The sequence below is a fragment of the Klebsiella sp. BIGb0132 genome (genome assembly GCF_024810075.1).
Taxonomy (GTDB): Bacteria; Pseudomonadota; Gammaproteobacteria; order Enterobacterales; family Enterobacteriaceae; genus Klebsiella; species Klebsiella terrigena.
In genome coordinates this window covers 708,860-721,171 of the sequence record NZ_JANUDW010000002.1, presented here as the reverse complement: position 1 = coordinate 721,171, position 12,312 = coordinate 708,860, and the positions used below count along the sequence as shown (strand labels likewise).

At 60.1% G+C, this 12,312-nt stretch carries 14 protein-coding genes; 8 read left to right on the top strand and 6 right to left on the bottom strand.

From position 1 onward, the window contains the following. Positions 1-960, top strand: a complete 960-nt coding sequence (locus M2416_RS10365; protein ID WP_076947285.1) for a hypothetical protein — start codon at positions 1-3, stop codon at positions 958-960. A 54-nt stretch (positions 961-1,014) separates the two neighbouring features. Continuing rightward, entirely contained in the window at positions 1,015-2,121 is a 1,107-nt protein-coding gene (locus M2416_RS10360) for a DUF4056 domain-containing protein (RefSeq protein ID WP_041145482.1), read from the top strand. Positions 2,122-2,205: 84 nt separating this feature from the next. On the opposite strand, the gene M2416_RS10355 is transcribed toward M2416_RS10360, so the two are convergent. Continuing rightward, a complete protein-coding gene (locus M2416_RS10355; protein ID WP_259223714.1) occupies positions 2,206-2,394 on the bottom strand; it encodes a hypothetical protein in 189 nt (62 codons plus the stop codon). Positions 2,395-2,439: 45 nt separating this feature from the next. Between M2416_RS10355 and M2416_RS10350 the strand changes: the two genes are divergently transcribed. The 6 genes from M2416_RS10350 to M2416_RS10325 all read left to right on the top strand — a co-directional run bounded on the left by M2416_RS10350 (position 2,440) and on the right by M2416_RS10325 (position 7,669). Then, positions 2,440-3,678 (top strand): GGDEF domain-containing protein, encoded by a 1,239-nt coding sequence (locus tag M2416_RS10350; protein ID WP_076947138.1) that lies wholly within the window; start codon positions 2,440-2,442, stop codon positions 3,676-3,678. Between the two features lie 110 nt (positions 3,679-3,788). After that, positions 3,789-4,745, top strand: coding sequence for a hypothetical protein (locus M2416_RS10345; protein WP_076947137.1), 957 nt, complete (start codon positions 3,789-3,791; stop codon positions 4,743-4,745). A 139-nt stretch (positions 4,746-4,884) separates the two neighbouring features. Further along, positions 4,885-5,319 (top strand): hypothetical protein, encoded by a 435-nt coding sequence (locus M2416_RS10340; protein WP_259223711.1) that lies wholly within the window; start codon positions 4,885-4,887, stop codon positions 5,317-5,319. Between the two features lie 5 nt (positions 5,320-5,324). Continuing rightward, complete coding sequence (locus M2416_RS10335) at positions 5,325-5,885, top strand: RNA polymerase sigma factor (RefSeq protein ID WP_076947284.1); 561 nt, start codon at positions 5,325-5,327, stop codon at positions 5,883-5,885. A 192-nt stretch (positions 5,886-6,077) separates the two neighbouring features. Then, complete coding sequence (gene hipB / locus M2416_RS10330) at positions 6,078-6,350, top strand: type II toxin-antitoxin system antitoxin HipB (protein WP_045855339.1); 273 nt, start codon at positions 6,078-6,080, stop codon at positions 6,348-6,350. Beyond that, positions 6,350-7,669 (top strand): type II toxin-antitoxin system HipA family toxin, encoded by a 1,320-nt coding sequence (locus tag M2416_RS10325; RefSeq protein WP_259223710.1) that lies wholly within the window; start codon positions 6,350-6,352, stop codon positions 7,667-7,669. The genes hipB and M2416_RS10325 overlap by 1 nt, the downstream gene beginning before the upstream one ends. Here the strand turns inward: M2416_RS10325 and M2416_RS10320 are convergent. The 5 genes from M2416_RS10320 to M2416_RS10300 form a co-directional block, all read right to left on the bottom strand. Then, on the bottom strand, positions 7,666-8,295 hold the full coding sequence (locus tag M2416_RS10320; protein ID WP_076947135.1) for an NrsF family protein: 630 nt from the start codon (positions 8,293-8,295) through the stop codon (positions 7,666-7,668). The genes M2416_RS10325 and M2416_RS10320 overlap by 4 nt on opposite strands. After that, entirely contained in the window at positions 8,282-8,836 is a 555-nt protein-coding gene (locus tag M2416_RS10315) for a sigma-70 family RNA polymerase sigma factor (protein ID WP_041145488.1), read from the bottom strand. The genes M2416_RS10320 and M2416_RS10315 overlap by 14 nt, the downstream gene beginning before the upstream one ends. Positions 8,837-8,850: 14 nt before the next feature. Continuing rightward, positions 8,851-10,083, bottom strand: a complete 1,233-nt coding sequence (locus tag M2416_RS10310) for a protein-disulfide reductase DsbD family protein (protein ID WP_259223709.1) — start codon at positions 10,081-10,083, stop codon at positions 8,851-8,853. Between the two features lie 15 nt (positions 10,084-10,098). Continuing rightward, a complete protein-coding gene (locus M2416_RS10305) occupies positions 10,099-10,671 on the bottom strand; it encodes a peroxiredoxin (RefSeq protein WP_076947133.1) in 573 nt (190 codons plus the stop codon). Positions 10,672-10,861: 190 nt separating this feature from the next. Beyond that, entirely contained in the window at positions 10,862-12,184 is a 1,323-nt protein-coding gene (locus M2416_RS10300; protein ID WP_259223705.1) for a glycoside hydrolase family 10-like protein, read from the bottom strand. Between the last annotated feature and the right edge of the window lie 128 nt (positions 12,185-12,312).

Genomic DNA, 12,312 nt, shown 5'->3' with positions numbered 1-12,312 from the left:
ATGAGATTGACTAAAGCCATAATAACGCTACTGCTGACCTCCGGCAGCGCCTGGGGAGCCAGCGGCGGTGACGCGGCTTCCGGCGACGGCGACAGCTACTTTCCTATTTGGGGCGATGAGGCAAGGGCGCGCGGATACGCGATCCCGCTGCCGTTTGGGATCAACCTGAGCTATATGAATATTCGCCAGGATATCCTGGTCGACAGCATCAGCTTTTCCGGGCTCAAGCTCGGCAATCACCTTATTCCGAGCGATATGTTTGCTATTGATGCCGGCCACACGCGGCAGAAAAGTAAGACCGAGAATCTGCGTCTCGATATGTGGGTCTTTCCCTTTTTAAATATCTACGGGATTGCCGGCCACACCCGCGGCTCGTCGGTTTCCAACGTCTCGGTGGATGCCGACCCGTCAAAGTACACCGGCATCGACCGAATCATTGCCGGCTCCGTCCACCGCCTGCACGACAGCGGCCAGCTGCAGAACATCGATTTTGCACTCGACTTTAAAGGCACCACCTGGGGCACCGGCTTTACGCTGGCCGGAGGATACGGCAACTGGTTTGGCCTGGTGGACACCAACTATACCCGCACCGATTTCGATATCCTCGACGGCAAGATCTCGGCTATCACCGTATCGCCGCGGGTGGGCTATCGCTTCAGCATGCAGGGGATTGCCGGACCCTCGAATTTGAGCATCTGGGTCGGCAGCATGTATCAGGACGTGCAGCAGGAGTTTAAGGGCAACCTGTCGGATCTGCATATGCCGCCCGAGCTGCAGCCGCTGATTGCCGCAGTGAATAAAGATGACCAGGGCAAGTTCGACGTTAAGCAGCGCCTCTCTTCGCCGTGGAACATGCTGATAGGCGCCCAGTATGAGATTACGCAGAATTTTAACCTGTTAACCGAGATTGGTTTCAACGAACGCAATAGCTTCTTTATTGCCGGAGAGTACCGTTTTTAGCCTCTCAACCTGCCGCTTGCCGCGAGCGTGCTTTATGTTCTGGAGACGATGTTAATGCGTAATGGCTGGTTGTTTTTGCTGGCGGCGGCGTTCTCCGTGTGCGCGAAAGATCCTTTGCTGCCGACCATCACCCATCCTCGGGTGACGCCGGTAGCGGGCCAGCTGGCGCCGCCGGAGTCTCTGCGACCCTGCTGCGCGTTTGGCTACGACCTGCAGGTCAGGGCCATTGGCGTGCCGATCCCGGTTTATCAGATAGGCAATGTGCTGACTCTCGATACCCTCGGTGAGCATCACTATAACGATAGCGCGCTGGGCGCCGTGAAAAACCTGGTGGGCCTGAGTGAGGAAAAAAACGGGCTGATCTATACCCGCCGCGGCGGCTTTATTGATATCGCCCACGTTCGCGATACCGCCGACTACACCTTCTATCTCTACAGCCGGATCTACCCTAACCTCGGGCAGTCCGGACGCATTTTCTACAGCGAGGAGCTTGGCGTCAGGCGCGTGCAGCTCAACGCGTTTATGCCGCCGGCGTCAGTTTCCGCGCGGGTCACGATCGCCGCCTGGCTGGCGGGACATCTGGCGTATGAAATTGCCCAGTGGCATGAGATCGCCCAGTGGTACGGCTTCCAGTCGGTGCCCGGCTTTTCGGAGGAGATTTCCGCATTTTCGCCGGAAGATCTCTACTCCAATCTTCTCGGGGCGCGGCTGGCGATCGACGTCATTTTGCAGGGGCACGCCGGGTCGGTTGACGACTACAACCGGGCGATGACCGACGCGCTGAAAAAGGTGCTGGTTAAGCTGATGGTCGCACCGAGGAGCGAGACGGAGAAGATGTTCCGCCAGCTCGACGGCGACTGGTGGAACAGCCATCGCCGGGTGCCGGATAAGTTTCTGGTGTTAAAGCGTAACTACGATCTGCGCGCCAATCGCCTGCCCACGCCGGTGCCTTTCGAGCGCGCCGAGCCCTATCGGCTGACGATGCCGGAGAAGGTGGCCGGGTTTGCGCTTGCCGACCTCGGGCAGCTGCAGATCCACCCCGGGCATGATATGCAGTCGCTGCCGGTTCCGCAGAGCTTCTATACGCCGGAGCAGTTTCAGGGGCTGGCGGAAAGCGCCGCGCAGGCGGATAAAACCCAGCTTGAGCGCATAGAAAAATAGGCGCCCGGCGAGAGAAAATACCTGCGGGAAGAGGGCCGTGACCCGCATAGCGCGGATGAAAAAGAAACTACCAACTCTGCTAGTTTATTCTATCTGTTTGAAATGGATTGAATAATAGTTGTTTGTGTCGGTCAGCCGCGCTGAATAGCGTTTTTTGCTGGCGCAGACACCGTTTGCTATTAAAAATGCGGCTATAATTGGCGCTTCTGCGTCATCCCGTTGAACTCTCTGATTAATTTGCTTTATTTTCGCCAGCAGGCGATGAATGCTCATGTGACTGGATTTCAGATTGACGATGTATGGCGGGTGGAGGGCGGCATGCTATTAAAAGAATTAATTATTTTCGACCTGTTAGCCACCCCTGTTTGGGTGGTTCATCCTTTTAAAGAGCGCATACTTTACGGCAATCCGGCCTCCAGAGCCCTCAGCGGCGATATGTCGCTGGACCAGATGCGCAAAGGGACATTCTCAACCTGTCCGGAAGTCAGCCTGCAGAATTATCTCTATTACTTCAAAAATATTGCCGAGATTTTTGAAGTCTGGACAATTAATTCCCTCGACGGCCAGACCTCGATTTATTGTAAAACCACGCTGATTAAATCAGAAGAGTATGACACCCTGATTCTATTCGAGGCGGTAAAGCTGCTTGAGCAAAATGAATCTATCAATACCGCCTCCCGGCATTATCAGCGGCGTAGCAACGGCTTTTTCTCACGCTTTTTTATGACTAACTCTGCCCCCATGCTATTAATCGATCCTCACCGCGACGGCAGAATTATTGATGCGAATATTGCCGCGCTGCGCTTTTATAATTACACCGCCGATGAGATGCGGGCAAAGCACACCTGGCAAATTAATACTCTCGGCCGGGACGTTCTTCCTATCATGCGCAACGTCGCAAGCCTGCCCGGCGGCCATAAGCCGCTCAACTTCACCCATATTCTTGCTGACGGCTCCATTCGCCACGTTCAAACCTACGCCGGTCCGGTGGTGCTCTACAATATTCGCCTGATGCTCTGCATCGTGCACGACGTGACCGAAGAGGTGCATTTAAGAAGAGAGCTCGAGTTTTCCGCCTCGCACGATCCGCTCACCGGCCTGCTCAACCGGCGTGAATTTTATCGCATCGTGGATTCCGCCGCGTTTAAACCCACCGGCTTTTGCCTGCTGCTGGTTGATGTCGATAATTTTAAGGCCATTAACGATAGCTACGGTCATCAGAAAGGCGATGAGGTTTTACTGACAATTTCGCGGATCCTTGAATCGACGGTGACGCATCAGGACAAAATATATCGCTGGGGCGGCGAGGAGTTTCTGCTATTTCTACCGGAGCGGTCCATTGAGATGGCGCTGCAGATGGCGGAGAGCATTCGCCTCGCGGTCAGCGGCTATCAGCTGGCGGATCACCCCGGCCCGGTGACCGTCAGCATTGGCGTTGCCGACCATCAGGATGACGAAGAGATCGACCAGCTGTTCAATCGCGTCGATAAGGCGCTGTATGCGGCGAAGAAAGAGGGACGAAACCAGGTGCGGCTGTATCTGGTTGAAAAATATTGAGGTGTGGCGCAATACCGCCCGGCGGTGCCGGAGTACCGCTATACTGGATAGCAAACGGGCCCGTTGGGTCAGGCTAATCGCTAATCGGCGGACGAGGTGACCATTAAGCTATGAGCGTTTCCTTATTCCGCATCTTCTCCACGCTGGCTGCCGCTCTGGCGCTGGCCTCATTGCCTGCCTTCGCCGTCGACGGCGGCCATTTAAAGCAGCGGGCGAACGCGGTATTGATGCTGATGAGCTATACCGTCGTTCCCGACGTTACCGCCAGCGATCTTAATATCGGCTCCGGCACCAACGAGAAGAACAAGCTGTCGATTACCCAGTTCGGCGGCGGCGCGACGATGAGCGAAAGCGTCCCGATTTACCTTGAGGGCACGATGGGCTACAGCCGCTACGATCCGCAGTTTGTGCTCAGCGACGGCAGCGACAGCCGCAAAATACCGACCCGCTGGAACAGCCTCACCGCCACCGGCGGCGTCGGCTGGGATTTCCGGCTGTATAAAGACCGGTGGGGCGGCAGCCTGGTGCTGCGGCCCATCGTTAACGTGATGCTGGGCACGATGGCCAGCGACGTACGTATCGGCAGCTGGGCGATTGAGCGGCGCAGGGACGCCGATTTTCAATTCCTCGACGGCGGCAGGCTCAACGCCTACGGCCTGGGCGGGTCGCTGATGCTGGACTACGAGCTGTTTTCTCCCGCCCAGGATATTGATATCGAACTTCGCTACTCGGCCATGAGCCTGCAGACTTTCGGCAATACGCCCGAGGCGGTCAGCGGTCAGGCGAGCGCCGAAAACCTCGGGCTCTACGTTCGTCGTCGGGCACCCATCGCCGACTGGACGCTGCTGAAAAGTCCGGTGCGCTACGTTCTCGAAGGGGCCCATACCGAGTATCTGGGCGATCAGCGCGGGCAGCTGGGCTTCAACGGCCTCAGCTCGCTGGGGATCGGTCTGGAGCTGGATAGCAGCAAGTATGACTTTTTTATCAGCCGCACCCGCCTCGTGGCGCGCTATATGTTTGGTGAGAATACCCAGGGCTACGGCGTTGGCCTGGCGATGAGCTTTTAGCGCGCGCAACTTCGCTGCCCAAAATTCAGCGCATGAATATATTTAGCCGCTTTTTTAAAATTGTTAGCAATATTTCTCCGGCTCATTCGTCTACCTCATCAGCAGTCCCTATTCACGACAATCATGAGGTAGCAACAGGATGAGAGATTTTGATAGGCATGAAAACCGTCGTCACTACGGCTTTGGCCACCATCGGATGGGCAAACCGCTGATCGTTGGCGTGGCGATCGTCGCGCTACTCGGGCTGGTGGTGATGTCGCTGTGGAACGCGCTGCTGCCGGCGATTATTGGCGTTAAAAGTATCGGCTTCTGGCAGGCCTTAGGCCTGCTGGCGCTGTCGCGGATCCTCTTCGGCGGCCTTGGCTTCCGCCCGGGAATGTTCGGCATGGGACGCGAGCGCCGGCGCATGCATGAACGCTGGATGCAGATGAATCCCGAGCAGCGCGAAGAGTTTATGCAGCGCTTTGGTCACCGCGACCGCCGCGACCATCGCGGGCACTGCGGCTGGCGCGATCGCCGCAATGAACCCGCAGAGCAGGCAGACGATGCGTCTAAAACGACGCCGAGCGAGTGAGCGAAATGAAAGGCGCAGCGGCGGGGGAGTCACTGCTTGTTTCGGCGCTCAACGCCTGCCGATCCCGGCTGAAGGCCTTTATTCGCGGCCGCACGTCGGTACGCGACGAGGCTGACGATATTCTGCAGGAAGTGACCTGGCAGCTGATGACGGTCGAGCAGCCGGTAGAGAACGTTGCCGCCTGGCTGTTCCGCGCCGCGCGCAACGAAATGACCGACCGGGCGCGCAAAAAGCGCGAGCTGCCGCTGGCGGACTACTTCTCCGGGGATGAGGAGGGCGAGTTCCCGGAAGATGAGCTGGCGGAGACCCTGTTCGGAGTGCCGCAAACGCCGGAGGACGAGTACCTGAAGGATCTGCTGTGGGAGGAGCTGAACCAGGCGCTAGCCGAACTGCCTGCCGCCCAGCGGGAGGTCTTTGAAAAGACCGAGCTGCTGGGCTACAGCTACAAAGAGCTGGCCGCAGAGTGCGGGGCCAGCGAGCAGGCCCTGCTATCGCGCAAGCATAAGGCCGTGCTCTACCTGCGTACGCGCCTGCGCGTCCTCTATGATGAGCTGATGAGCGGGTAGATCCTCGCCCGATCGCCGAGCGCGGCGATCGGGCCGCACGCATTATCCTTAACAGGGGATACCTGACGTTTTATCCCCACCAGAGGATATCAACGTCTTTATCCTCTTCTGGGGATATCCCGGCCAAAAGTTGACATTATCCTCACCAGGGTATAAACAGGGTCTTATCCCCACAAGAGGATAGATAAGACCATGATAACGCCTCCGACGATCTACAGCCCGGCCCAGCTGGCAAACCATATCAAGCTGGTGCGGCAAAAAAACCAATGGACACAAAGCGATCTGGCCCGCCGGATAGGCATTAAGCAGGCGACGATCTCGAACTTCGAAAACCATCCGGACAAAACCACCCTCACCACGCTGTTTAAGATTTTACAATCTCTTGAAATGACGATGGTGGTGTGCGAAAAGGGCGCCACGTCGGGTCCTGAGCAACAGGATAGCCAGCGGGATCTGGAGTGGTAATGGCAACGCTCGTGACGTGGATGAACAATGAACGCGTCGGGGAGCTGGTCAAGCTGGGCAACGGCGCGCATCAGTTCCGCTATGACCCGCGCTGGCTGCAAAACCCGCGCGCCCGCCCGCTCTCCCTGTCGCTGCCGCTGCAGTTCGGCAACATCACTTCGGATGCGGTGTTTAACTACTTCGACAACCTGCTGCCCGACAGCCCGCTGGTGCGTGACCGCATTGTTAAGCGCTATCAGGCTCGCTCAAAGCAGCCCTTCGACCTGCTGGCCGAGGTGGGGCGCGACAGCGTCGGGGCGGTCACTCTTCTGCCCGAGGGCGCCGCTCCGGCCACCGGTGCCCTGACCTGGGAAGCGCTCGACGACGCCAGGCTTGACGCGCTGCTGACGGCCTACCGCGCGGATATTCCGCTGGGCATGATTAACGGCCAGGAGGAGTTCAGAATATCGGTCGCCGGCGCCCAGGAGAAAACGGCGCTGCTGAAGATGGACGACCGCTGGTGCATACCGACGGCGACAACGCCGACGACGCATATTATTAAACTGCCGATCGGCGAGATAAGGCAGCCGGACGCGGTGCTGGATCTCAGCGAAAGCGTCGATAACGAATATCTCTGTCTGGCCCTCGCGCGGGCGCTGGGCTTTGCCGTGCCGGAGGCTGAAATTATCACCACCCGCAGCATCCGGGCGCTGGCCGTTGAGCGCTTTGACCGCCGCTGGGCGCAGGAAAACACGCGGCTGCTGCGCTTGCCGCAGGAGGATCTGTGCCAGGCGTTCGGCATTTCTTCCTCGATGAAGTACGAGTCGGACGGCGGGCCGGGGATCGCCAGCATCATGACGTTTCTGCTCGGCTCCAGCGAGGCGCTGAAGGATCGCGCCGATTTTATGAAGTTCGTCGTTTTTCAATGGCTGATCGGCGCCACCGACGGGCATGCGAAGAATTTTTCCATTTTCCTGCAGCCCGGCGGTAGCTACCGCCTGACGCCGTTCTACGACATTATCTCGGCGTTTCCGCTGCTCGGCGGCGCGGGTTTGCATATCAGCGACCTTAAGCTGTCGATGAGCCTGAAAGCGTCGAAAGGGCGGAAAACGGAGATTCAGACCATCTACCCGCGTCATTTCCTCGCCACGGCAAAAGAGGTGGGATTTGCGCAGCAGCAGATGCTGGAGATCCTGCGCTATTTTGCCGATAACCTGCCGCGGGCGGTCGAGACGGTCAGCGCGTCGCTGCCGGAGGATTTTTCCCCGACGGTTTACCAGGCCATTATCTCGCACACCCTCAGAAACCATGCCCGCCTGCAGAGCGGGCTAGCGGGTTAGCTCACGCTAACCCAACGCCTGCCAACCATCACCGTCAGCGCGACGATGGTGACGATTGCCGCCAGGTGCAGCGCAAAATCGAGCAGGTGCAGATGCACCGGATGGCAAAACGCCAGCAGGCTCACCGCCAGGCTGGCAACGCCGAGCCCGGCCATCGCCAGGCTGCGCGCCGGATAGAGCGCCCGCGTGCGCCGCAGGCTGGCGATCATCAGCACCATCATCGGCGTACTGACGACCAGCAGAAAGGTAAAGCAGCTGACGCTGTCGTCATCGTGCAGCGGCGGCGCGTCGCCGGGAATGCTGTTGATGCTCAGGCCGAGCCACATCAGGGCGATGGGCAACAGGGCCTTCCAGCTGATGCTCCGGCGCCCGGCAATGCTCATGGTAAAGGCGCGGCGAATGGTTAACGTTCCGAGCAGAAATGCCAGCACCAGCTGCACCACCGCCAGCCGCGCGCCGGGCTGCGACCAGTCGGTGAGGCCGCGCGGTACCAGCAGGCTGGCGGCCCAGGCGCACGGCAGGGCCAGCGCCAGCCAGCCGGCGACGCGCCAGCCGGTCGGCCACGGACGTTTGACCGGGCGCATTTCGCGGCCGAGTTTTTCAATAAGCAGATTATGATCGGTCATGGTGGGCTCCAAATCGGCGCAGGTTTTTCAACGCCCGATGCAGCAGCGATTTCACCGCCGCCACGCTGAGATTGTTATGGGTAGCCGCTTCCGCCAGGCTCATTTCGCGCAGATGAACGTGCTCGACAATTTCGCGCTGGCGCAGGGGAAGCTGACGCAGGTAGCCCGCCAGCTCCTCCCGGCTCTCCTGGCGCGGCGGGTCGGCGGCGGCCGCCTCGGGCAGCGACTCGTCAGAAATTTCCCAGTGCTGATAGCGCCCGCGCCGCCGCAGGGCGTCCACGGTGCGGGCCGAGATAATCGCCAGCAGCCAGGGCAGAAAGGGAAAGGCCGGATCGTAGGTGTGACGTACCCGATGCAGGCTGAGCAGCACATCCTGGATAACGTCTTCCACCAGCGCCTCATCGGCGATCCGTTTGCGCACCTGCGAGCGGATCGTCGGCACCAGCGCCTTGAGCAGCCGGGTGTAGGCGAGCCTGTCGCCCGCCTGCGCCTGCTCCATTAGCGCGGGCCAGCTTTCGCGCGCGCTATCGTTTGTTTGCATAGTCCGCCTTGTTATTACGCTTTTTTGCCGGCGGCCTGGGTCAGGGCATTGACCACAATCCCCGGCGTCAGCACCTGCGGCAGGACCTTCGGCGGCCCGCCGTCGGCCGGATAAACCACGTACAGCGGCAGTCCGCCCTGGCCGAACTGGTTGAGCGCATCGTCGACGTCCGGATTAAATTTCGTCGAGTCCGCGACCATATAAAGGGTATCGGTTTTTACCAGCGCCTCTTTCACCGCCTGGGTGGAGAGCGACGTTTTTTCATTCACCTGGCAGGTAATACACCAGGAGGCGGTAAAGTTGACAAAGATAGCCTTGCCGTGACCGCGCTGGGCGGCGACGGTTTGCGGCGTCCAGCGCTGGGATGATACCTCCGCCGTCTGCCCGGCGGCCGGGAACGACGCCGCGGGCTTAACCAGCCCCGGCAGCGGCGCAACAACCGCCACAACCAGCGCGGCGGTTAGCGCAAACAGGGCCCGGTGCCCCTTGCCCTGGAATGCGCGACGCTGCGCAATGCCGTACAGCCAGGCGGCGAAGCTGAGCACCACCGAGGCGGCAAGCAGGGCGGCCAGCGCCGCGCTGCCGGCCTGCTGCGCCAGAACCCACACCAGCCAGGCCCAGGCGCCAAACATCGGAAAGGCGAGCGCGCGTTTCAGGATATCCATCCACGGGCCGGGGCGCGGCAGTATTTTGGCCAGCGGCGGAAAGAGCGACACCAGGGTAAAGGGCGCGGCGAAGCCGAACGCCAGCGCGAGGAAGATGGTTAACGACACCGCCGGCGGCTGGACCAGCGCGTAGCCAATCGCGCTGGCCATAAAGGGCGCGGCACAGGGGGTGGCGACGACGATCGCCAGCGCGCCGGTGAGCGCCGAGCGGATAAACGCGCCGCGGCCGATATCCAGCCCGCCGACGCGCTGCGCCGTCAGCCCGACCTCAAAGACGCCAAGCAGATTGAGCGCCGCGCCGAGGATCGTCAGGGAGAGCAGCGCGATCACCAGCGGCGACTGCAGCTGGAAACCCCAGCCGACCGCGGTGCCGCCGGCGCGCACCGCCAGCAGAATGCCCGCCAGCGCCATCATGGTAATCACGACGCCGAGCAAAAACGCCAGGCCTTCGCGGCGGGCGCTGGCGGCGTTATCGGCGTGACGCAGCAGCCCCAGCGCCTTCAGGGAGATCACCGGAAAAACGCAGGGCATAAAGTTGAGAATGATGCCGCCAATAAAGGCGGCCAGCATCGCGGTTAACATCGCTGGCCTCTTTACTTAATGAGTTTTCGGGTGAGAGGCATCGTACTGCTTGACGGCAGCGAGCGTCTTCTCGATATGTGCATCCGGGTTTCTATCAGTGTAACTCAGCAGGATGTTGCCATCCGGCGCAATCACGTACGAGGTGCGATCGGAAAGCGTTTTGCCTTTCATCTCCATCAGCGTCTGGTACTGGGCGGCGACCTTAGCGCCCGGGTCCGCCGCGACGGCGAACTTATCCCGGCACTCCAGCTTAGAAAAGTCGCTGACCTGGTCGGTGTTCCCCGCGGTCACGCCAACCACGGTGGCCCCCATTTTAGTGAAGCTGTCGGTGGCTTCCGCGAAGTCATGAGCTTCAATGGTGCAGCCGGCGCTAAAGGCCGCCGGGAAGAAATAGAGCACCACCGGCCCTTTTTGCAGCGCCTGCTGCAGGGAGAAAGTCATCGGCTTACCGGCGAGCGCGCCCTGCAGCTTAAAATCCGGGGCTTTCGCGCCCACGGGCAGCGCCGCGCTGGCGCTGAACGCGGTGACGGAGAGGCCGAGGGCGGCGGTTACGGTCAGGGTACGGATGAGGTTTTTGATGCGTGTCATTATCTGCTCCTGCGATTTGGGGGAGTGCCGGTTTGGCCAAACTCATTCATCTCAGCTATTCAGTTCGCCGCAGAGGGGGAAAAAGTTGCGCGCAGGTGAAAAAAAAGTGCGCCCGGCTCATCGTGCGATGCACGGGGCCGAGGAAGTGGAGAGGAAGTGCCTGCGAAACGGGTTCCGCAGGCGGCAGAGGTTAATTTCCCCAGCGGCTCTGCAGATAGTTGACGGCCTGGCGGGTCTGGGGCTGGTTGAGATTGTTTTCGCGGAACAGAATGGTGCCCTGAATTTCGGGGATCGCATCGTTGAGGTCGAGCTGTTTTTTCAGCTCCGGCACGCCGCCGTTGACCATCCAGTCGGGTTCATTTTTTGACGGCTCGCCGACTTTGTACAGCGCCACGCCGATATAGAGCCGGGTATGGGTTGGCTTGACGACCTCCGCCCACCATTTCGCGAGTACGTCATAGCGGGCGGCGTCGCGCGCAAACGGCCAGTAGAGCTGAGGCGCGATATAGTCGAGCAGCCCCTGCTGTACCCAGCGGCGGGTATCGGCGTAGGACTCGTCGTAGGCCGCCGCGCCGCGGGTGTCTGAGCCGGCGGGATCGTGGGACATATTGCGCCACACGCCGGCCGGGCTGACGCCAAACTCCACGCTGGGGTTAATCTGCTTGATGGTGCGCGACACCTGCTCAATCAGCTGCTGGGTATTGTGCCGGCGCCAGTCCGCCTTGCTGGCAAATCCCTGACCATACTGCCGGAAGGTTTGACTATCGTTAAGGGCCGAGCCCGCCGTTTCGGTATAGAAATAGTCGTCAAACTGCACCCCGTCGACCGGGTAGTGCTCGACGACTTCGGCGACGATACGGGTTATCCAGTCGCGAGCCTCTGGAATACCGGGGTCGAGAACAAAGCGGTCGCTGGCGGTGCGGATCCAGTCGCGGTGCAGGACAAAGACGCTGGCCGGGCTTTGCGACTGCGTGCGGTTGAGCTCGGCGACGGTTTTCGGGCGGGTGTTCACCGACACGCGGTAGGGGTTAAACCAGGCGTGAACCCGCATCCCGCGCTTGTGCGCCTCATCGAGCATAAACTGCAGCGGATCGTAGCCCGGGTCTTCGCCAATGGCGCCGGTCAGCATATCTGACCAGGGTAAAATCTTTGACGGCCACAGCGCGGTGCCGTCGGGTTTGACCTGAAAGAAGACGGTGTTAATCCCGAGGCGCTGCAGATTATCGAGCTTGGCAATCAGCGCCACCTTCTGCTGGCTAATCCGGCTCTCCGGGCTGCTGGCAATGATCGATCCCACCGGTGGCCAGTCGAGGCGCGAGACCGTCGTCAGCCAGACGCCGCGTACCGGCTCGTGCGTTTTTGGCAGCGCCGCCTGTTTAACCGCCGGCGGCAGCGGCGTGACCAGCGAACGGGGCGGCTGGCTGCTGCAGCTGGCGAGGATAAAGGCGGTCGCCACCGCCGCGGCGGATGCGGCGAGGGTAGCGATAAAAAAGCGACGGGAGCGGATAATCATAGACGTGGGCTTATTCTGTTGGTCGCGTAAAAGAAGCATTTTCGTATTATGCGTTGTTAAGTCAATCCTTTATGTGGGGAATTATCCGGGCCCGCCGTCGGCGTCGGCCTTTAGCTTTTTAGGTCTGC

Coding starts and splice junctions, on each gene's coding strand:
- M2416_RS10320 (WP_076947135.1), bottom strand. CDS start 8,295: ATGACCGATCATAATCTGCTTATTGAAAAACTCGGCCGCGAAATGCGC.
- M2416_RS10355 (WP_259223714.1), bottom strand. CDS start 2,394: ATGAGCATTCATCGCCTGCTGGCGAAAATAAAGCAAATTAATCAGAGA.
- hipB (WP_045855339.1), top strand. CDS start 6,078: ATGATAACGCCTCCGACGATCTACAGCCCGGCCCAGCTGGCAAACCAT.
- M2416_RS10345 (WP_076947137.1), top strand. CDS start 3,789: ATGAGCGTTTCCTTATTCCGCATCTTCTCCACGCTGGCTGCCGCTCTG.
- M2416_RS10300 (WP_259223705.1), bottom strand. CDS start 12,184: ATGATTATCCGCTCCCGTCGCTTTTTTATCGCTACCCTCGCCGCATCC.
- M2416_RS10360 (WP_041145482.1), top strand. CDS start 1,015: ATGCGTAATGGCTGGTTGTTTTTGCTGGCGGCGGCGTTCTCCGTGTGC.
- M2416_RS10315 (WP_041145488.1), bottom strand. CDS start 8,836: ATGCAAACAAACGATAGCGCGCGCGAAAGCTGGCCCGCGCTAATGGAG.
- M2416_RS10350 (WP_076947138.1), top strand. CDS start 2,440: ATGCTATTAAAAGAATTAATTATTTTCGACCTGTTAGCCACCCCTGTT.
- M2416_RS10305 (WP_076947133.1), bottom strand. CDS start 10,671: ATGACACGCATCAAAAACCTCATCCGTACCCTGACCGTAACCGCCGCC.
- M2416_RS10340 (WP_259223711.1), top strand. CDS start 4,885: ATGAGAGATTTTGATAGGCATGAAAACCGTCGTCACTACGGCTTTGGC.
- M2416_RS10335 (WP_076947284.1), top strand. CDS start 5,325: ATGAAAGGCGCAGCGGCGGGGGAGTCACTGCTTGTTTCGGCGCTCAAC.
- M2416_RS10365 (WP_076947285.1), top strand. CDS start 1: ATGAGATTGACTAAAGCCATAATAACGCTACTGCTGACCTCCGGCAGC.
- M2416_RS10325 (WP_259223710.1), top strand. CDS start 6,350: ATGGCAACGCTCGTGACGTGGATGAACAATGAACGCGTCGGGGAGCTG.
- M2416_RS10310 (WP_259223709.1), bottom strand. CDS start 10,083: ATGTTAACCGCGATGCTGGCCGCCTTTATTGGCGGCATCATTCTCAAC.